This is a genomic window from Auritidibacter sp. NML120636, from assembly GCF_003185945.1.
In the GTDB taxonomy this organism is placed as follows: domain Bacteria; phylum Actinomycetota; class Actinomycetes; order Actinomycetales; family Micrococcaceae; genus Auritidibacter; species Auritidibacter ignavus.
This window is the reverse complement of the sequence record NZ_QHLO01000006.1, coordinates 100,521-119,798: the sequence shown is the minus strand read 5'-3', so window position 1 is coordinate 119,798 and position 19,278 is coordinate 100,521. Positions and strand designations below refer to the sequence as shown.

Here is a 19,278-nt window from a genome sequence, read left to right as displayed (position 1 = left end):
ACATCGTTGCCCAACGTACTGAGCTCTCAACACCTGCACCGCAACCCTGAACTGAGTATGCAGGAACACGACACCGCCAACACTATTGACAAAGAGCTCTCCGACCTGGGGTTGGAGACACAGCGTATTGGTGGCACGGGAGTGGTGGCGGTCATCACGAACGGCCCGGGTCCGACCGTGCTGGCCCGGGCAGACATCGACGGACTACCGGTGACCGAGAACACCGGGTTGGATTACACCTCGGAACGCGAGGGCGTGATGCACGCCTGCGGTCACGATATGCATATGGCCACGTTGTTCGGAGCCATCGATGTGCTACTCCAACACCGCGATGCCTGGTCCGGAACCTACATCGCCCTCTTCCAGCCTGGAGAAGAAAAAGCCGCAGGAGCCAAAGCCATGGTTGAAGACGGCCTGGTCGACAAGATCCCGACCCCCGATGTGTGCTTTGGGCAGCACGTGATGGTTTTTGAAGCCGGACATATCGGCGTCGTTGCCGGCCCGGTCATGTCGGCCGCCGATTCGGTGAAGATCACCGTCCACGGTCGAGGCGCCCACGGATCCTTGCCCCAAAACTCCATCGACCCGGTCGTGATCGCCGCGACGATCGTGTTGCGTTTGCAGACCTTGGTCTCGCGGGAGATCTCCCCCTCCGACTTTGGTGTGGTGACCGTCGGCGCGCTCAACGCTGGGTCCAGTGCCAACATCATTCCTGATAAAGCCGAGCTCCGTCTTAATCTGCGCACCTACGACAGTGCGGTGCGTGACAAACTGGTGGCCGGCATCGATCGTATTGTACAGGCCGAATGCGAGGCTGCTGGAGTTGAGAAAGAACCGGAGATTGAATACTACGACCAGTTCCCGCTGACCACCAACGACGAGAGCCTGACCGAGCGAGTGGCTGAGGCCTTTGAGCAGGTCTTTGAGGATGGTCAGGTGTTCCGTAGCGCGCGGGTGCCGGCCTCGGAGGACTTCAACATCATCCCTGATGCCTTCGGAGTGCCGTATCACTACTGGCAACTTGGTGGCACCGACCCGAAGCTATTTCGCTCGAGTCTCGAAAACGGCACGTTGGTCGAAAACATCCCGGTCAACCACTCACCGGGTTTCGCTCCGGTCATCGATCCCACGCTGGAAGCTGGCATCAAGGCGCACCTCGCAGCTGCGTTGACCTATTTGGGACAGGACCAAGCCCCCCAAAGCTAGCGGATCGATCGTGTTCCCCCTCTCGTTCTGAACGTCGTGACGCGGTTATGCTCCATGGCGTGAACTTTACTCCAGAGACGGCCGTTTCGGTCTCACAGATTGTCGTCATGCTACTCGTCGCAACGATGCTGGGCCCTTGGGCCAAACAGGTCTTAGCACCGCAACGACGCCACCGGAGGCATCGGTGGTTGCAGGTGACCTCGTGGCTGTCCTACTTCTCGAAGGTTTTTGCGCTGTTTGGCTTGCTGATCAACATGCAGGCGGTGTCATTGCTGTTGGTCGCGCTATCCCACATGGGCGTATTTGCGCTCGCACAGCCTGATACCGCCGGGAGGAGACGTCCTCGGCGTGCGCTGATCAGCCAGTAGGAACTCCACAGGCCCCGGAGCAGTAACGCTGTAGCGAACTGTTCGGAGCCTGCGGTGGTTGGTACGTGGTGATCTCGGGACGATCCTGGTCCCGGGGAGCTTACTCGCCGGGGTGGGTCATCGACATCAAATCCAGGGCCTCGTCGAGCTGTTGTTCGGTAACGTCACCTCGGTCCACATAGCCCAGGGCAATAACGGCTTCACGCACGGTGACCTTTTCGTTCACGGCGTGCTTGGCGATCTTGGCAGCTGCTTCGTAGCCGATCAGCTTATTCAGCGGGGTCACGGTCGACGGGGACGCACCAGCCAAGAAGGCAGCGCGCTCAACGTTGGCCTGAATGCCAGCAATCATCTTCTCCGCCATGACCTTCGCAGAGTTGGACAGCAGCCGAATGGACTCCAGCAGGTTCGCTGACATGACCGGGATACCCACGTTGAGTTCGAACGCACCGTTGGTAGCAGACAGCGACACAGTGGTGTCGTTACCGATCACCTGCGCGCACACCTGGATGACAGCCTCACAGATCACGGGGTTGACCTTGCCCGGCATGATGGAGGAACCCGGTTGAAGGTCCGGGATCGCGATTTCGCCCAGACCGGTGTTGGGGCCCGATCCCATCCAGCGCAGGTCGTTGTTGATCTTCATCAGCGAGTAGGCGATATTGCGCAACTGTCCGGAGGCTTCCACCAGGCCGTCACGGTTGGCTTGAGCCTCGAAGTGGTTGCGAGCCTCGGTGATGGGCAGACCGGTTTGTTCCACTAAGAGCTCGATCACGCGCTGGGAGAAGCCCTTCGGGGTGTTGATCCCGGTACCGACGGCAGTACCGCCCTGGGGAACCTCGGCTACTCGGGGTAGCGAGGCGTCGATACGCTCGATGGCGTAGCGCACCTGAGCGGCATAGCCACCGAATTCCTGGCCCAAAGTCACCGGGGTGGCATCCATCAGGTGCGTCCGACCGGACTTGACGACCTCGGCGAATTCTTCAGCCTTGGTTTCGAGCGAGCTGGCCAGGATGTCCAAGGCCGGCTTGAGGTCGTTGATCAGCGCGCCGGTAACGGCGACGTGCACCGAGGTGGGGTAGACGTCGTTGGAAGACTGGGAGGCGTTGACGTGGTCGTTGGGGTGAACCTCGGTGTCCGAACCGGCCTCGGCCAGAGCGCGGGTGGCCAGAGTAGCGATGACCTCATTGGTGTTCATGTTTGAGGAGGTTCCGGAACCGGTCTGGAAGACATCGACCGGGAAGTGGTCGTCGTGTTCACCGGCAATGACCTGATCGGCTGCGGCAATGATGGCCTCGGCACGCTCGGCGTCGAGCACACCCAGTTCCTGATTGGTGCGGGCAGCGGCTTTTTTGACCTGCGCCAGGGCGTAAATGTTCTGCGGTTCGATCGGCTTGCCCGAAATCGGGAAGTTCTGCACGGCCCGCTGGGTCTGGGCTCGATACAGCGCGTTGATGGGGACTTGAACCTCACCCATGGTGTCGTGTTCAGTGCGGTACTGTTGCTGGTCGTTGTGCTGTTCGGTCATTGGTTGTGTCCTCTCTGACTGATCTGACGGATGTGACGGATCGAAGGGGGCCTGGAGTGGGGACGGTGGGGCTTAGGCAGTGACAGGTCCTAGCGTATCGCCGACCTGCACGGTGCCGTCGGCTAGCGAATAGGTCAGGGCCATCACCGCGGTGCGACCGGCTTCCACGGCCTCGGCCACCACCCGGTTGGAGTCAACCAGCCGATGGACCATCTGGTCGGTGTGTTCTAGCACGGTGCCGTCGACGTCGGTGATGCCGGCCTGGCGGGCCGCCATGACCGATGGCGTGATGCGCTCGACCAAAGAACGCAGAAAGCCACCGGGGACGGTGCCGGACTCATAGGACTCCACGGCGGTGGTGACTGCACCGCAAGAGTCGTGGCCCAGCACCACGATCAGCGGTATATTGAGCACCCCAACACCGAATTCCAATGAACCCAGCACGGCATCGTCGATGACTTGCCCGGCGGTGCGAATCACGAATACATCGCCGAGACCGACATCAAAAATAATCTCGGCAGCCAACCGCGAGTCAGCGCATCCGAAAATGATCGCAATGGGTTCTTGAGAGGTGGCCAGCTCTTGGCGACGGGCAGCATTCTGGTGCGGGTGGGTGACTTGTCCGGAGACGAACCGGGCGTTGCCGTCTTTGAGCGCCTGCCATGCCTGATCAGGGGTCAGTGTAGCGTTGGCGTCCTCGGTGGGGGTATCGGTCATGCGTCAGCCTCCTGGGGCGGGGTAGCAGTGGATGGTGCGGTAGCCGAGGTCTTCTCCACGGCGACCTCACGGTCTTCGATCAATGTTGCGGTCAGCTGCGATAACTGGTCGTCGGGTAGCGAACCTGACACCACGAGGGTGACCGGTTCGGTGGCCTTCGGGTCGGGGACCTCCCCAACTAAGTAGGTGTGTCCATCTTCTGCATAGTAGACCTCGAAGGGATAGTTCAAGATTTCTGCAGCACCCTGGGGCTCGCCACTTTTGACCCGGTCATCAATCCACAACTCTCCAGCCCCAGCCGCCTGATCGACGCCAAAAAATTCGTCGTCGTCGCTGGAGTACCCCACCGACCAGTAGGGTGTGTCATCATCGGCAGAGGGATTGTGCCAGCGGGCGTAGTTGGCCGACCAGTCCTCGGGAAGTTCGGGAATGACAGGATCAAAGCTGGCCACACTGCTGGCCTCGGACGCGGTGGCTGCGACGTCAATGTCCAGGTCGTAATCGCCACCTTGGCGCGGGTTAAAAGCGATCACAATACCGACCACGACCAGCGTGATTAACACCGAATAGGCGATTCCCTGAATATTTTGACGCATCCGCTGCGACTGAGATTTCGTGACCCGCGGTTTGGGCGCCTCCACGGGTTGCTCGGATGCCCCAGCGGGGCGGGACTGGTCTTGGCGCTCAGAACTCACCCCTCCATTCTGCCAGCAATGCGGACCGAGGGGTGGCTAGCTTACGACGCGGCGAGTGTGACCGACGGTGGCATCGAGGACGACGGACTACGATAGAAGAACATCTACACGAGCCATCATTCGGCTCACCGAACATGATCCACAGCTGGGAGCGCACTATGACGAGCGAAGACATTGGCACCACCGACCCGACACGCCCGGACCGAAACTTGGCAATGGAGCTGGTCCGGGTCACCGAGGCCGCCGCGATTGCTGCCAGTCATTGGGTGGGCTACGGAGATAAGAACCGTGCCGATGGCGCCGCGGTCGACGCGATGCGCGCCTTCATGGACACCGTGAACATGCGTGGCACCGTGGTGATCGGTGAAGGTGAGAAAGATGAAGCCCCGATGCTGTACAACGGCGAAGAGGTCGGCGACGGTTCTGGCGCTGAAGTTGACGTGGCGGTGGACCCCATCGACGGCACCCGGCTGACTGCGATGGGATACAACAACGCGTTGTCGGTGTTTGCCGTGGCAGAGCGGGGTACTATGTTTGACCCCTCGGCAGTGTTCTACATGGAAAAGATGATCGTCGGACCTGAGGCTGCTGAAATGGTGGACTTGCGTCTGCCGGTTAAACAGAACGTGCACCTGTTGTCCAAGGCCCTGGATAAGCCGGTCTCACAACTCAATATCTGCGTATTGGATCGTGGCCGTCACGAGGGTCTTGTGCGAGAAATTCGTGAAGCTGGTGCTCGCGTGAAGTTCATTATGGACGGCGACGTGGCCGGCGGTATCGCCGCGGCCCGGCATAACACCGACGTGGATATGATGCTCGGCATTGGTGGCACCCCGGAAGGCATCATCACTGCGTGCGCGGTGAAGGCCATTGGCGGAATGATTCAGGGCCGGCTAGCTCCCACCGATCAAGCCGAGCGCGAGAAAGCACGTGAATACGGCCATGACCTGGATCGGGTGCTGACCACCAATGATTTGGTGTCATCCGATAACTGCTATTTCGCGGCCACAGGCATCACCGATGGTGACCTGTTGCGTGGTGCTCGGTACTACCGGGACCGGGTTGAGACCCAGTCGATCATCATGCGCTCAACGTCCGGAACGGTGCGCATCGTTGAAGCAGAGCACCGGCTGGATAAGTGGAATAAGTGGGTGCCGGCGCCAGAGCGCTAAACGTGGGCGCTAACTCCGCGCGGTGGGCACGCCAGTGGCAAAGACCGTGGAGTTCACGGATTGGGCGACCATCGATACCGGGGCTCCGGCTGCGTGGGAAGCGCTGGCGTGCGGGAGCACGGCCGCCTGACCGGGGTTGAGCTCCAGCTGGCGGGTTCCACTGGAGAGCACCACTGACCCGGCGGTGCAGACCAGGATCACCGGCTGGGCGAGGTCCGGGACCGAGACAGTGGCCGGATCGAGAGTTAAACTGAGGTTCTCGGTCTCGAAATCAGCGCGAAGCACGCAGAATTCCTTGACCGGTGGGCACAGCGAGCTGAGCGTAATGCCTGTGGCGAGGTCGGTGTTGGCACGTTCATCACGGGGGTAGACCAGTGGTTCACCCACCGGCGCATAGTCGAGCATGGTATCGAGCTGGTCTCGGTCAATATGCTTGTTGGTCAGCCCACCACGCACGACGTTATTCGAGGCAGCCATGACTTCTAGCCCGAGTCCTTCCACATAGGCGTGGAGTTGCTGCGCGGCGAGGAAGATGGCCTGTCCCGGGGCCAGTTGTACTCGGTTCATCAGCAACGTGACCAACACGCCCGGGTCTCGGGGGAAGAAGTCCGCTACCAAGGCGGCGGTATCGAGGCTTTGGTCATCCCGACGAAGTTGTTCGGCGTGATGGATGACTTGGATCACTCGTTCGACCCACCCGGATTCGGGATCGACCCAGGGTCCGGAAGGGTCCAAGAGCAAGTGTAGGGCTTGCCGGATGTTGCCACCGCTAAGAAGCAAGGAAATCCGGGCCAGGGCTGCTGAGAGGTCGGTGGTGACCTGCTCGTGGTGTTCTGCTTCGGCCTCGGCCAGACGCTGGAAAGAATAGGAGGCCTGCACCGGATCCCGGAAACCACACAGGGCGACGAAATGTGTGAGTGCGATCAGCATTTCAGGTTTGTGCTGATCATCCTGGAAACACCGGCGCGGGTCGGATAGCGCGATACCGGCGGCGTTTTCTCGGGCGAAGCCCTCGCGAGCCTGCTGTTGGTTGGGGTGAGCCTGCAACGACAGGGGCTGGGCGGCTGCCAAGAGCTTTGTAAGAAAGCCAAGCTCTCCGATGATCTCGGTCAGCGGGACCGTGGGGTGTTCCTGACCTTGCGGGGCTGAGTCGAAAGGATTGAGATCGTGCTCGTCGATGTGCACAGCGGAGATCCCGGACGGGTGGGTGCCGAACCACATCTCAGCTTCGGGTCGCCCGGTGGGTTCGCGGGATTGCAGGTCCGCTAGCAAAGTGACTGAGCCCCAGTCGTAGTCTTTCAGAGTGCCCTGAAGCGCGAAGAACGCAGGGGCGGGCGAGGTCTGTGTGTGGGAAGTCATGAAATCACCGGTGTCCTAGTCCCCGGGGTGGCAGTACTGGTTGGTGGAGGAAGCTTCCTCCAGGATCGCGGTTTGTCCGGCATCATCGGCTTGCATCAGAAATTCTTCGGTGAGCGGTTCACCATTGGGTTGCTTGGGCGGTTCTGGCCAGTCCTCGGAGTCTTGCGAGGTGGCGCCACCACGTTCCCGCCCGGTGATCTCATCACCTTCAATATCGGTGGGAATGTGCACCGGGACAGGGGCCAGATGCGTTGCCAGGGGAGTGATATGGGTACCGGTCGCCGCGTTGAGCGGAGTGCCGTCCTCAGCCACAAGGGAACCTACCCGCTGATGAATCTGATCGAAATCAGGATAGGTGGAGAACTGGTTGCCTTGTTCGCCGAAGTCGGGCGCACCAATCGTGAGACGTTTCAAGGGTAGCTTCTGTGACTGGGCGCCGAGGTTCAAGAACGTACCCAGCTGTTGACCGGGCAGATCGGTTTCGACGATCTGTTCGCCGGCGCTCAGAATGTCTTGGAATTTCGTCAAGAGTGTTGGCAGATCAAATTGGGCGAGCATCGCCTGTTGGATACATTGCTGACGCCGGATTCGAGAATAGTCCGAAGAATATTTACGCGATCGTGTATAAGCCAGCGCGTCATCACCGGAGAACGTGTAGGTTCCCGGACCCCACCAGATATTGCCCCATTGTCCGGTATCCGGGCGGGTACCGCGGTGAATGACCCAGCCGCCGGAGGTCACCGTGACCCCGCCCATGGAATCAATGAGTTGGGCGAAACCGTCCATATCGAGCATGATGTAGCCCTGAACCTCCAGGTTGAGAATGCCGCTGGCCGCATCCTTCATCGCTTCAGCGCCTGGATCGTCAGCGTTGGGGTAGAGGTCGGCGTGATTGTTGGTCACATCGGTGTACAACGCGTTGATGATGCACTCATCGCCACAGTCGAATCCGTTGGGGTAGACGTCCCAGAGCGGAGAACCCTCCCGGAACTGCGCGTTCTGGAAGTTGCGCGGAATGGAGAACAAAATGATCTGACCGGTTTCGGCATTGATGGAGGCGACCGAAATGGAATCGGGCCGTAGACCGGCGCGCCCCTCACCGGCGTCTGCACCCATGACCAGAAAATTATAGCGCCCATCGACCGGGGCCAACGCCGGGCCGGAGGCGAAGATATTGCCGATGGTGGTTCGGGAAGAGTTCACGATCAACGCGGCAGCGAACATGGACCCTGAGGTCAGCAACATCGCCAGGGTGGTCACCACAGCCACGATGGGTTTCATTCCCGGCGCTAAGGCACGTAGGCCAATGATGGAAAAAGTTGAGATCCACAGCACGAGCCACACCAGACCTAAGAAGGTCAGCACGACCACCAAGAGCAGCTGAGCGGAGGGATAGCTGAGGATGTGAAGCAGGAAGCCTCGCGCAAACAGAGCTAAAAGCGCGGTGACCACAATTAACGCCCACACGGCAACAGTCACGCCCAATCCGAAGCGCCCCAATTTTCGACGCCCAGTAATCGACTGCGCGCCACCAGGGACAAAAATGGTCAGCGCGATCATGATGAAAGCGCGTTTGGTGCGTTGTTTCCAAGTTCCAGCAGAGACGTCAACGAGAGCATCGTCGCTGCGATAGCCCTCGAATTGGGCTTCGAAGCGCTCATAGCGTTCACGCCGGGCAGCAGCTGATTCCTTAGCAACTCCGCGTTGAGTAGCGGTAGGGCGGGGAGGGGGAGGCGTCATAGTACTACCGGAGTTTAGTCGTTGGTAACAGACCTACGGTGGTATGTGAGGTGGCGAGTTTAGGTCGTCGGGCGAGTTTAGGTCGTCGCTTGCCCAGCGTTACCAGGACGGTCAGCCAAAGTTGAGCGCAAACGCTGGCCTTTGGCATGAGCCGCATCGCGCAACTCGGCGGAGAAGGTGTGCAGCCGGTCACGCAGAGCTTGTGCTGTCTCGGCATCGTGGTGCGAAGCCCCCAGGATGCGGGCAGCCAGTAATCCGGCGTTGCGTGCTCCGTTGATCGAGACGGTGGCCACCGGAATCCCAGCGGGCATTTGCGCGATGGACAATAATGAGTCTAGCCCTTCTAGGGACTTGAGCTTCACCGGTACGCCAATAACGGGTAGCACCGTGGTCGAGGCCAACATTCCGGGCAGGTGCGCTGCTCCGCCGGCTCCGGCGATCAGCACTTCGAGCCCATTGGCTTCTGCCTGGGTGCCGTATGCGATCATTTCGTGTGGCATCCGGTGTGCGGAAACGACATCGGCCTGATAGCTGACCCCCAGTTCTTCGAGAACTTGGGCCGCCTCCTGCATGACCGGCCAATCTGAGTCCGAACCCATCACCAAGCCCACGCGAGGAGCCGTACCACCGTGTGGTTGCGGTGCTGTGGTTTGGGCGGTGCTGTGCTGTTCAGGATGGTCGGATGAAACCATGAGCCAGAATATCCTTATCTATCCGGAAGTTCGTCTGTTGCCGGCTCGGAGCCGTCGCGGATGATGGCCGCGGTGCGTTCGGCGATGCGACGGGCATCGTCTAAGGAACGCTGCGGGTTCGTCAGGACGTTGACATGGCCCACTTTACGCCCAGGACGTACCGATTTGCCGTAGGCATGGATCTTCGCCTGCGGATAGCGTGTCATCGCAGTATTGAAAGCACCGTAAAGGTCTTCGTTCGCCCCGCCTAGGTAGTTTTTCATCACCGTGAATTCAGCCACCGGCGTGGTTGACCCGAGAGGCAGATCCAGTATCGCGCGTAAGTGCTGTTCGAACTGGCTGGTTGTGGCTCCATCCATGGACCAGTGCCCGGAATTATGGGGCCGCATTGCCAACTCGTTAATCGAGAAACCCGACTCAGAATGGGGGTCCTCGAACATCTCCACAGCCAACATGCCGGTCACGCCCAGTTGCTCGGCAATAGTGACAGCCGCCTGCTGAGCTGCGCTAGCGATGGTCTGGTCAAGGTTCGGGGCCGGTGCGGTCACCAGATCACAGACCTCATTGGTCTGGATGGATTCCACCACCGGGTAGGGGGCGGTTTCTCCGCTGGGCCGACGCGCTACCTGAGCGGAGAGCTCCCGGGTAAATTCCACACAGTCTTCGACCAACAGTGCGTCGAAGGGCAGGTCAAACCAGTTAGCGCTTTCGTGAGCGTCCTCTGCACGGCGAATCAGACGCACACCTTTACCGTCGTAGCCACCGCGCGGGGTCTTTAATATCACCGGGTACCCAATGGACTGCGCTGCGGAAATCAGTTCCTCCACGTTGGATACGGCCCTGTATGCCGGTTGTGGCAGGCCTAAGGCCGTCATTTTCCGGCGCATAGCCAATTTGTCTTGGGCATAAAGCAATGCGTCAGGGCCGGGGTGAAGCGCGACACCCTCAGCCTGCAGGGTCCGGAGGTGCTCACTGGGGACATGCTCGTGGTCAAAGGTCAGCACATCCACAGATCCTGCGAAACGTCGCAACGTGTCCAGATCGTGATAATCACCCACGGTGGACCGACAAGCAGCTGTGGTGGCGCTGACGCCCTCAGCTTCAGCAAGAACGTGTAATTCGATTCCTAACTCAATGGCGGGTGGGGCCATCATACGGGCCAACTGTCCGCCGCCAACTACGCCAATCTTCGGAAAACTCACCCTCTTAGGGTACCCACTTCTGGTGCGGTAGCGTGAAATTCAGGAATTTGGCAGGTGAAGGTACTAGAGTATCGACGTTATTCAGCAGCCCACCTTGGCTTCACCTATCGACGCACTCAAACCAAGGAGAGACAAACACGATGTTGTCCAGCCTCTACCAGCGCATTCGAGGTCTGGTGGCCTTGCTGTGGCGCGAGGTTGCCAAATTCGGTGTGGTGGGTGGCATCGGATTCTTTATTGACACCGGTGTGTTTATCTGGCTGATATCAGGACCAATGGAGGGGTCCAACACCAAAGCCAAACTGGTGGCCACTGCGGTGGCCACCGTGTTCTCATGGGTTGCGAACCGCTACTGGACCTTCCGACACCGGCGACAGTCCAACGTGGCGCGTGAGCTGGTGCTCTTCCTGGTGATGAACGCTATCGGTGCGGGTATTCAAGGCGCGTGTGTGTTCATCGCCGACTACCTGTTGGGCGTCAACTCTGCCTTCGGGCTGGTCATCGCCGGTAACGTTATCGGGTTGTTCTTTGGCACCGTTTTCCGGTTCTTTGCCTACCGCTTCTGGGTGTTCAGCGAAACCGTCGAAGCCGACCCCGCCTTTTCCGATGACGAAGTCCTGATCGGCTCGCGCAGCGGAGACACCCCTGCAGACAACGCCAGCACCCCGCAGACGTCCTCGTCTGGTGGAGCCCGCGGGACTAACGGGACAAACGTTGCTCGGCCAGAATCTGATTAACGAGCCGCTGATCCTCAGGGGCTTGTAGCGAGCTGAGTCCGAGCAACACCACCACCCCGTGGTGACTCCATGCGTGCAGGATAGCTTCGACCAGCTGGCGTGAGCACCGTAGCCCGTCGGTGGCAATTAGCACCCCACCGGTGACTAACTCCACGCGGGAGCTCAAGCCGGCCTGGGACAACTCCCGCGAGAGAGCAACCGGATCCATGGGGGGTTGCCAGGCAGAAAGGATATTCTGGGGCGGATAAGTCGGCTGATCGGGCTGAGCGAGCACCTCTTGGTCAACCGAGATTAAGGACGGATCGTCGTCGGCGCTAGCACCTACCACAAAGATCTCAGCTGAGGTATCTAACCACCGCTGGGGGCGGTCTGTGATGACCAAATCTGGCTGGTCACCGGTCTCAGCAGACTCACCCAATACGCCATGGTCAATCGGAGCGGGATATGCCAATGTTACGTGGCGTTGATGGAACAGGGCCCCGAAGACTAAACACGTTGTGAGCCAATCAACCGGTAGGTCAATGACACACGTGTGATGCGGATCGTCGCATCCAGTAGCACTCAACAGGTTCGCGACTTTATGTACCCAGTTCATGGCCACCGTTCCTGAGAGTTCGGTGCGAACTGTCTTAGAATTAGCTGAGGAATCAGGGCCCGGATCAGGTGTCGCACTGGTCGCATAATCGACAATGACGGGGGTAGGTCTATGGGCCAATTCGGCGAAAAGATCGTCCTGGTCACCTAGCGGGTCTCCCGGTATAGAGCCGGACGAAAACAACGATGTTATCGATACCACGATCACTGCCCTTTCACGGCAAACACCTTGAGATTTGGTTTCTTCTCACGCCGGATCTGCAGTTAATTGTAACTTGACCTCAGGGAGTTACAACGGTGTAATTAGAGGAAATACGACGTAGAGAAAGTGGCCCTACCGGTCTGATCTACGGCTTGGCGCTTCCCGTGCTTCACATCGTTATGGTGGTCAGCTCTGCTGGACGAGCTGTGGTCCTGTTGTGGATAGGTTCCACCTTGCCAGAGCTGTCGGTGACCTCGGGTGAGCCACGCCGTGACCGACGGGTCGGTCATGATGAAAGGAACCTGAAGGTATGGACAACGCACAACGGCAGGAAGAATCCCGCCGCGGCGCACAGCATCGGGGGTCAGCCTCGCGTGCCGTGCCATCAGACTGGTTTCTCGACCCGGCCGATCCAGATGCGGCCGAAGCGATCGAGGCGAGCCTCGACGATCAGGCCACCGCTTTTTTGGCAGCCCACGAAGCTCTCGAGGATCTTGACGAGCAACAACAAGCCGACCTGGAGGCTGGCCAGTCTCATAATGTCACAGCTCTACACTCCGTTCCGACCGCCCCGCAGAAACAGGCGCCTTCCTCAGGGGTACAAAGCATCTGGCTGGGCTTGCCCGGCTTCGGTGACACTGCCGATGACGGCGAGCTGGCCTGGCAGGCCGATGCGCTATGTGCTCAAACAGACCCGGAAGCCTTCTTTCCCGAAAAAGGTGGGTCAACGCGCGATGCCAAACGCGTCTGCGCCCAATGCACGGTGCGCCAAGAATGCCTGGACTACGCCCTAGCTCACGATGAACGCTTTGGGATCTGGGGCGGAATGTCAGAACGCGAACGGCGCCGGTTGCGTAAGAAAATGTCCTCGTAGTTCCCATTATCGTGCCTACACCCCACGTCACCGCTGTCGTTTTAGCTCAAACCATCACCGGTGGTCTGCCCGAAACTGTCGCTTCCGTCCTGGGACAGCATCGGGTTCCCGACCAGCTGGTGGTGGTCACCTCGGCAACTGTCGACGCTGAGGAGCTCGACCGTGTCAATGTCTTATGTATTGATGCGGACATGGACTGGCACCATCTGATCCACCCCGACCCCTCGTCCACGTCGCTGGCGACGGCGTTGCGCAATCTCCCCAAGAACGGCCAGGTAGGAGAACCGGGCGAGCAACAGTCTGATTGGCTGTGGCTGATGACCAACTCGACCGTGGCTCAACCCAACGCGCTGCAAGCGGTGCTGAACGAAACGGAAGTCTCGCCTTCGGTGTATATTGCCGGGGCGAAACAGGTCGCCTTTGAGGACCCGCGCCAGCTTCACGACGTGGGCCTGACCGTCTCCACCCGGGGTGAGACCTACACGCTGGTGGAACCCGGTGAATTAGACCAGGGCCAGTATGACGACCGGTCTGATGTCTTTGCCGTCTCGGTGCCCGGCATGCTAGTTCGGGCAGATATCTGGAACAAACTCGACGGTTTTGACCGCCTCAGCCCCGCGTTGTCTCGCGGAGTAGATCTCTGCTGGCGGGCCCGGCTGGCTGGTGGTCGCGTCGTGGTGGTTCCCTCGGCGGTGATCGAGAACTTCGACGACGACCAGATTCTGCAACGAATTGAAGCGATCAACGAACGTCGCCAGCACCAGGCCGAGCAGGACCAGTCTGACCAAGGGCAATCCGAACAAGACCACGTCGAACAAGACCCCACCTCAACGTCAACGATGACCGTGCCGATGCCCGACAGCCCGGGGGTGGCCGAATACCAAGAGTCGGCAACCTGGTTGCGCATCAAACACTGCCCCGGTGCCACCCTGATTGTGCTGTGGCTGTGGGTGCTGATCTCTAGTTTCGGTATTTTGCTCGGCTCTCTGGTCGTGAAAGCGCCCGGCGTGGGCTTTGACCGTTTCCGCGGGATCTGGCGCGCCGGAAGTCACCCGATCCGGCTGGCTCGCTCCATCTCGCGGGCGGCCGAAACCCGCACAATGAGCCTCTCGGCCGTCGATGACCTCCGGGCAGATTCTGCCGAAATTCGCAACTTCCGCCGTTCGCTGCTCGCAGAAGACGAACCTGAGTTCACCATCGGTGACGGTACCGGCTCCACCAGCGCGCCAGCGCAAGACGAACCCACCGGCGGGCACGACGAATTCGTCGCACTGGCCACCCCCGAGCGCAACTGGGTCGGGCTCGGTGCGGTCGCTTTGCTTCTTGGTTTGGGTGCGCTCAGCCTGATCGGGTTGCGTGCCTTTTTTGGCACACCGGCCCTGAGCGGCGGGTCCTTAGTGCCGGTGACAGCCGGCATCACCGAGCTGATCGACACCGGTTTCGCCGCCTTCGCGCCCGTTGCCGCCGGTGCGTCCGGCTATACGGGTCCCTCCATCTGGATTCTGGTGTTGCTGGCCCTAACCGGCTCGGCCTCCATCGCCGTAACGGCCCTGATGATGTTAGCGATGCCACTGTCCGGTATCGCCGCTTGGGCCATGGCTGGGGCGATCACCCGACGCCGGGGCGCCCGCGTGGTGATCGGACTGTTTTGGGGGCTTGCACCCACTTTGTTGATCTCCCTCGGACAGGGCCGGTTCTTCGCTGTTGTGGCCCACCTGCTCTTGCCGTTGCTCGTGCTGGCCGTCATCCGCGCCACCGGTTCCGCCAGGCCCCGCCGGGCGCCGTCACTGATCGGAGCCTCCGCCAACCCCGATGTGAGGACCGTGACCTCTCGCCCCGGATTTGGCGGGGCATTATCCTGGACCGCATCCGGCTGGGTGGCGATCCTGATGGCGCTGATTACCGCCGCTGCACCGGTGTTGCTCCTACCCCTCGTGCTGATCGTGGTCCTGCTGGCATCCTTTGTGGGCACCCGTGGCAAAACGCTGTGGTGGACCCCGCTACTAAGCCTGTTACTGATGGTCCCGGTGCTCTTCACGCAGTGGAATAATCTGCGCGCGATCTTCGCCGATCCCGGTGTACCCCAGGGCTATCTGCCTGCCAACCTTCTGGAACAGCTCCTGGGTTTCCCCGAAGCCCTAGACCCCCACGGCGGAGTCGCCAGCCTGCCCTGGTTGAGTGACTGGTTACCGCAGATCCCGTGGGCCGGGGTTATCGTGGCGGTGATCAGCCTGCCGGTGCTACTCTTGGCGATCTGCGGTGCCTTCCACCGTGGTGTCAGCGGTGTTCATGCGCGCGTGGGATTGCTGATCGCTGCCGCTGGGTTGCTGACCGGTTGGTTGGCGACCACGGTTCCCGTCTCGGTGGATAGTGCGGGAACCCCGGTATTGATATACAGCGGCACCGCCGTCTCGTTGACCGGAGTCGGGCTTCTCATGGCCGCCTGTAGCGGACTCGAGGTCCTCATTCGGGCCTCGACCGCTCTTCACGTCATCGCGGTCAGCACCGGATTGGTGACCAGCCTGGTCGCGGCCATGGTGTGGTTGATCCCCTCGGTGGTTCCGCACGACATCTTAGACGATGCCCGCCAAGACGCCGCGACCACGGTCACTTTGGAAACCGCCAACCCCAACCCGAGCTTTGCCGACCTGACCGCCCAACGTCTGATCACCGGTTCCCCAGTGCGCACCCTTCCGGCTATCGCCGCCGATCAGGGCACCTCACCGGTCAACACCCGCACGCTGGTATTAGAACGCACCCATGACGGCATGAACGCCACCCTGGTCACCGGTGCCGGTGCTTCGCTACAGGACTACTACGGAACCTGGACCTCGCGGGCGCTGACCGGGCCCCTCTTCAATCCTGAAGTGGCCACTGCCGATGAGGCGGACGAAACCCTCCGCTCGGTGGCAGCGACTCTGACCGCTGAGTCTGGTGGGGACCCCCGCCAGCAACTAGAAGACCTCGGCGTTGGCTTCGTCGTGCTCCGCGACCCTGATGGGGGAGAGGCTTCCATCGCGTCCTCGGTCGACGCCATCACCGGGCTGGCCCCGGTCGGACTGACCTCAGAAGGATGGCTGTGGCGGGTGAACGCTCGCACCGATGACCAGCAAGACCAAGGTCTCGCCGTGCTGGCCACAGAGCACACCGGTCAGCACAGTAGCGGTGTGAATACCGCAGCGATGCGTATCACCCGCGAGGACGGACAACCGGTCTGGCTGGTGGGCTCCGATGGTCTGGATGGCCAGGCCCAGTTCCCCGAGGTCCTTCCCACCAACCTCACCGAGGACTCCGAGCAGCCGTTACGCTTGACCCTGGCCTACCGCGCCGATCCCGGATGGCACGCCGAGCTTGACGGCGAACCGCTCACTGCCGTTACCGGCGAGAATTCTGGTTGGCACCAGCAGTTTGAGCTACCGGACGACGTGGCCGGCAAACAGCTACGGGTCAGCTACGATCCGGGGCTGTTCACCTGGTACTGGCTGATTCCTGCCGTGGCGCTACTGGCCACGATACTGTTGGCCATCCCCTCGCCGGTCACTCGCCGTCGCCCCAGTGCCCCGTCCTCGCAGGCGGGTCCCGGTCAGACCAACGACCTCGGTCTGTCCGATTCTGAGGACCCCTCCCATGCAACTCCCGCCGATGCCGAGGCCGATGCCTTCGGGTTTGGCCCCTACACGCCTGATGACTCCTGTAGCGGAAGGCAATGATCCCCATGACCGACCACGAAACACCATCGTCCGATCACACCGACCGCACCGAGCCTGTCGAAAACGCTGAGCGCCTCCGCCGGGATCGCTCTCGAGCTAGGCGAGGTCGTCGTGCAGCCTCCGGGGAGAACCTTGTCGCTGAACAATACGCAGAGGCCCGCGGCGCTCGTCGTCGCGCGGTACGACGCGATCAGGCGCTGAAACGGTACCGTAAAGAGTCCGCCCGCGCGAAAACCGGTTCCTCAACCCGCCGGATGTGGATCAGCGCCCTAGCGGGTGTCGGTGCACTGGTCGTGGCGGGCGGGATCATCGGTGCCCACCAGGTGATCGATACCGCGCCGGTCTCGCTCGATACCTCGGCCCGTCCAGCCTCCATCCCCTCCGCACCGTCCCAGAGCGTCTGTGCCCCGGCCCCACGGCTACCCGCCGGGGCCGGAGAAGGCGAAGACGTGCAGTTCTCCCCGGTGTCTTCCGACGCAGCCACCTCCATCAATGTGGCCGCCCGATCGGATCTGGCCGGAACCATCCCCGGACTGACTTTGCGGGCTAGCACCGACAGCGGTGTACCCGAAGATGCTGATGCCCAGTCCGGCCAGGACGCCGAAGAGCTCTCGGCATCGCAACCCGAAGAAGTCCAACAGGGTGAACCCGCCAGTGCTGGAGCCGATGGAACCCCGGTGCGCCGGGCCCTGATTTCCCAGAATTCCGACGCGCTGGCAGACGAGGGCATCGCCGGGGTCATCGCCGCTGAACCCCTCGGCGGTTCCCCCGCCGTGGTGGCGGGCTCCTCGGAATTCACCGCCTCAGACGGCGACCTGCACGGCTTGAGTCTCTCCGGTTGTACCCCGGCTAGCCACCAGCAGTGGCTTACCGGCGCTGATACCACAATCGGAACCACCTCGGTGCTGTCCGTGACGAACCCCTCAGCCTCGGCTGCCGCCGTCGACATCTCGCTCTACGACACCGATGGTCCCGTAGCGGCCACGGGAGTCTCCGGAATTACCCTGGCACCGGACCAGACCCGTAGTTTCGTGCTGGGTGGCCTCGCTGCCGATGCCTCCGACCTGGCAGTGGGGATCTCCTCCACCGGCGGGGCGGTTTCCGCCTCGATCCAGCACCACCGCCTCGACGGGGTGGACCCGGTAGGAGTTGACACCATCCAAGCTGTGGACTCCCTGGAGAACCGAGTGGTGATCCCCGGGATTGTCGTGGATCCCGACAACGACACCGCCGGTGCCGACCCCAGCCTCAGTATTGCTTCTCCATTAGCGGACGCATCGGTCGAGGTCCAGATCGTCGACGAAGACGGTGTGGTCGCCGGCGCGGTTCCCGACACGGTCGACGTCGATACCGCAACGGTGTCCACCCTCGATTTGAGCGAACTAGATACCGGGACCTATTCGGTCTACCTGGTCTCCGATGCGCCTGTGGTCGCCGCCGGCACCGGGACCACGTCGGATACCGGACCCGACCACGAAGTGTCCTCGGTAGCCTCGGCCCCGGCTTTAGGCTTCGACCAGGTGGTACCCTTCGGATCAGCCGGTGACTCGCAGCTGGTTTTCACCGCCCCCGAAGACGCCGAAGTCACCGTCACACCGATCGATCGCGAGGGCGAGATCGGGGAAGACCAAACCGAAACTATAGCCGCCAACACTTCCGTACCGGTCAGCTTTGACGACGACGCCGCCGGTGTTGCGATTTCCACAGACTCCTCGGAAGTCTACGCTGCCGTGACCACAACGTCCTCGCAGGGAATTTCGGCCTATCCGGTGGTGGGGCCACAAGCAGCTCCGGCCGGTGCCCCGGTGCGAATCGGCTGGTAACAGGCCGGTGCTCATCCGCACTTCAAGGGATATCGACGGGCCACCGGGCGTTGGGCCGGGCGTGGTGTTGGTGAAATCCACCAGGTACCGCGAGTACAGTATGTGGAGTGGCAACCATACGACAGTGTTCGAAAACAGGGTGTAAATCTCCGGCAGCAGCGACGCTGACCTTCAACTACCGTGATTCCACGGTCGTGGTCGGTCCCATGTCGCAACGAGTCGAACCACATGCCCATGACCTGTGCGCTCGCCACGCTGTGGAAATGACCGCCCCGGTGGGATGGGAAATGATGCGGTTATTCCCCGATGAGAACGCGGTTCCCACCCCGGAACCGGTCGCCGATCCAGATGATTTGCTCGCGCTGGCCCATGCGGTGAGTCGGCCCTCCACCGACCCTGCCCAGACAGAATCCGAGCCACCCGAGGCCTCATCGACCACCGAGGAACTCGACAAAGACCCCGGTCGCACGGATCGTAGTGTTGAATCGGCACACACCGATACTGCCTCCGGTTTACGTCGCCCTGAAGCTATGGGGCCCGAGGGGCCGGCACGACCGTTACACGCCTCCGGTGGAGAAGCTCCCGGGCTACGGCTGGTCAAACAACCCCGCCCCCGGTATCGCGAAAGCTGAATCTGCCAGAACATTCTGGTCGTCATG

The 19,278-nt window shown here is 61.1% G+C and carries 16 protein-coding genes; 8 read left to right on the top strand and 8 right to left on the bottom strand.

Translation table 11 applies throughout. The annotated features are described in order from the left end of the window. Positions 1 to 6: 6 nt before the first annotated feature. Both DCC25_RS07025 and DCC25_RS07020 read left to right on the top strand, forming a co-directional pair. Entirely contained in the window at positions 7 to 1,206 is a 1,200-nt protein-coding gene (locus tag DCC25_RS07025) for an amidohydrolase (protein ID WP_233487947.1), read from the top strand. A gap of 59 nt (positions 1,207 to 1,265) precedes the next feature. Further along, the gene (locus DCC25_RS07020) at positions 1,266 to 1,574 is read left to right on the top strand and encodes a hypothetical protein (RefSeq protein ID WP_136360826.1); all 309 of its coding nucleotides are present in this window, start codon (positions 1,266 to 1,268) and stop codon (positions 1,572 to 1,574) included. Between the two features lie 100 nt (positions 1,575 to 1,674). On the opposite strand, the gene DCC25_RS07015 is transcribed toward DCC25_RS07020, so the two are convergent. The 3 genes from DCC25_RS07015 to DCC25_RS07005 form a co-directional block, all read right to left on the bottom strand. Further along, positions 1,675 to 3,102, bottom strand: a complete 1,428-nt coding sequence (locus DCC25_RS07015; protein WP_110101146.1) for a class II fumarate hydratase — start codon at positions 3,100 to 3,102, stop codon at positions 1,675 to 1,677. A gap of 72 nt (positions 3,103 to 3,174) precedes the next feature. After that, positions 3,175 to 3,819, bottom strand: coding sequence for a carbonic anhydrase (locus tag DCC25_RS07010; RefSeq protein WP_110099619.1), 645 nt, complete (start codon positions 3,817 to 3,819; stop codon positions 3,175 to 3,177). Beyond that, the gene (locus tag DCC25_RS07005; protein ID WP_110099618.1) at positions 3,816 to 4,514 is read right to left on the bottom strand and encodes a DUF4245 domain-containing protein; all 699 of its coding nucleotides are present in this window, start codon (positions 4,512 to 4,514) and stop codon (positions 3,816 to 3,818) included. Before DCC25_RS07005 ends, DCC25_RS07010 begins: the two co-directional genes overlap by 4 nt. A 158-nt stretch (positions 4,515 to 4,672) precedes the next feature. Here DCC25_RS07005 and glpX point away from each other — a divergent pair, with 158 nt between their 5' ends. Next, a complete protein-coding gene (gene glpX / locus DCC25_RS07000) occupies positions 4,673 to 5,686 on the top strand; it encodes a class II fructose-bisphosphatase (RefSeq protein WP_110099617.1) in 1,014 nt (337 codons plus the stop codon). Between the two features lie 9 nt (positions 5,687 to 5,695). On the opposite strand, the gene manA is transcribed toward glpX, so the two are convergent. From manA to DCC25_RS06980, 4 genes are all read right to left on the bottom strand, one after another. Further along, positions 5,696 to 7,045 (bottom strand): mannose-6-phosphate isomerase, class I, encoded by a 1,350-nt coding sequence (manA, locus tag DCC25_RS06995; protein WP_110099616.1) that lies wholly within the window; start codon positions 7,043 to 7,045, stop codon positions 5,696 to 5,698. A gap of 15 nt (positions 7,046 to 7,060) precedes the next feature. Beyond that, positions 7,061 to 8,785, bottom strand: a complete 1,725-nt coding sequence (locus DCC25_RS06990; protein ID WP_110101145.1) for an LCP family protein — start codon at positions 8,783 to 8,785, stop codon at positions 7,061 to 7,063. Positions 8,786 to 8,862: 77 nt separating this feature from the next. After that, a complete protein-coding gene (gene purE / locus DCC25_RS06985; RefSeq protein WP_166769906.1) occupies positions 8,863 to 9,384 on the bottom strand; it encodes a 5-(carboxyamino)imidazole ribonucleotide mutase in 522 nt (173 codons plus the stop codon). 107 nt (positions 9,385 to 9,491) lie between these two features. After that, complete coding sequence (locus DCC25_RS06980) at positions 9,492 to 10,631, bottom strand: 5-(carboxyamino)imidazole ribonucleotide synthase (protein WP_110101177.1); 1,140 nt, start codon at positions 10,629 to 10,631, stop codon at positions 9,492 to 9,494. Between the two features lie 188 nt (positions 10,632 to 10,819). Here DCC25_RS06980 and DCC25_RS06975 point away from each other — a divergent pair, with 188 nt between their 5' ends. Further along, positions 10,820 to 11,416, top strand: a complete 597-nt coding sequence (locus tag DCC25_RS06975; protein ID WP_110099612.1) for a GtrA family protein — start codon at positions 10,820 to 10,822, stop codon at positions 11,414 to 11,416. Here the strand turns inward: DCC25_RS06975 and DCC25_RS06970 are convergent. Continuing rightward, positions 11,379 to 12,011: a hypothetical protein gene (locus tag DCC25_RS06970; protein WP_110101144.1), complete on the bottom strand. Its 633-nt coding sequence runs from the start codon at positions 12,009 to 12,011 to the stop codon at positions 11,379 to 11,381. The two genes, DCC25_RS06975 and DCC25_RS06970, sit on opposite strands and share 38 nt — an antisense overlap. Before the next feature lie 511 nt (positions 12,012 to 12,522). On the opposite strand from DCC25_RS06970, the gene DCC25_RS11595 reads away from it, so the two are divergent. From DCC25_RS11595 to DCC25_RS06950, 4 genes are all read left to right on the top strand, one after another. Then, positions 12,523 to 13,086, top strand: a complete 564-nt coding sequence (locus DCC25_RS11595; protein ID WP_110101143.1) for a WhiB family transcriptional regulator — start codon at positions 12,523 to 12,525, stop codon at positions 13,084 to 13,086. Positions 13,087 to 13,097: 11 nt separating this feature from the next. Next, positions 13,098 to 16,796 (top strand): glycosyltransferase, encoded by a 3,699-nt coding sequence (locus DCC25_RS06960; protein ID WP_158524754.1) that lies wholly within the window; start codon positions 13,098 to 13,100, stop codon positions 16,794 to 16,796. 5 nt (positions 16,797 to 16,801) lie between these two features. Next, positions 16,802 to 18,619, top strand: a complete 1,818-nt coding sequence (locus DCC25_RS06955) for a DUF5719 family protein (RefSeq protein WP_146206432.1) — start codon at positions 16,802 to 16,804, stop codon at positions 18,617 to 18,619. Between the two features lie 107 nt (positions 18,620 to 18,726). Continuing rightward, positions 18,727 to 19,251: a DUF3499 domain-containing protein gene (locus DCC25_RS06950; protein ID WP_233487946.1), complete on the top strand. Its 525-nt coding sequence runs from the start codon at positions 18,727 to 18,729 to the stop codon at positions 19,249 to 19,251. The last annotated feature ends 27 nt before the right edge of the window (positions 19,252 to 19,278 follow it).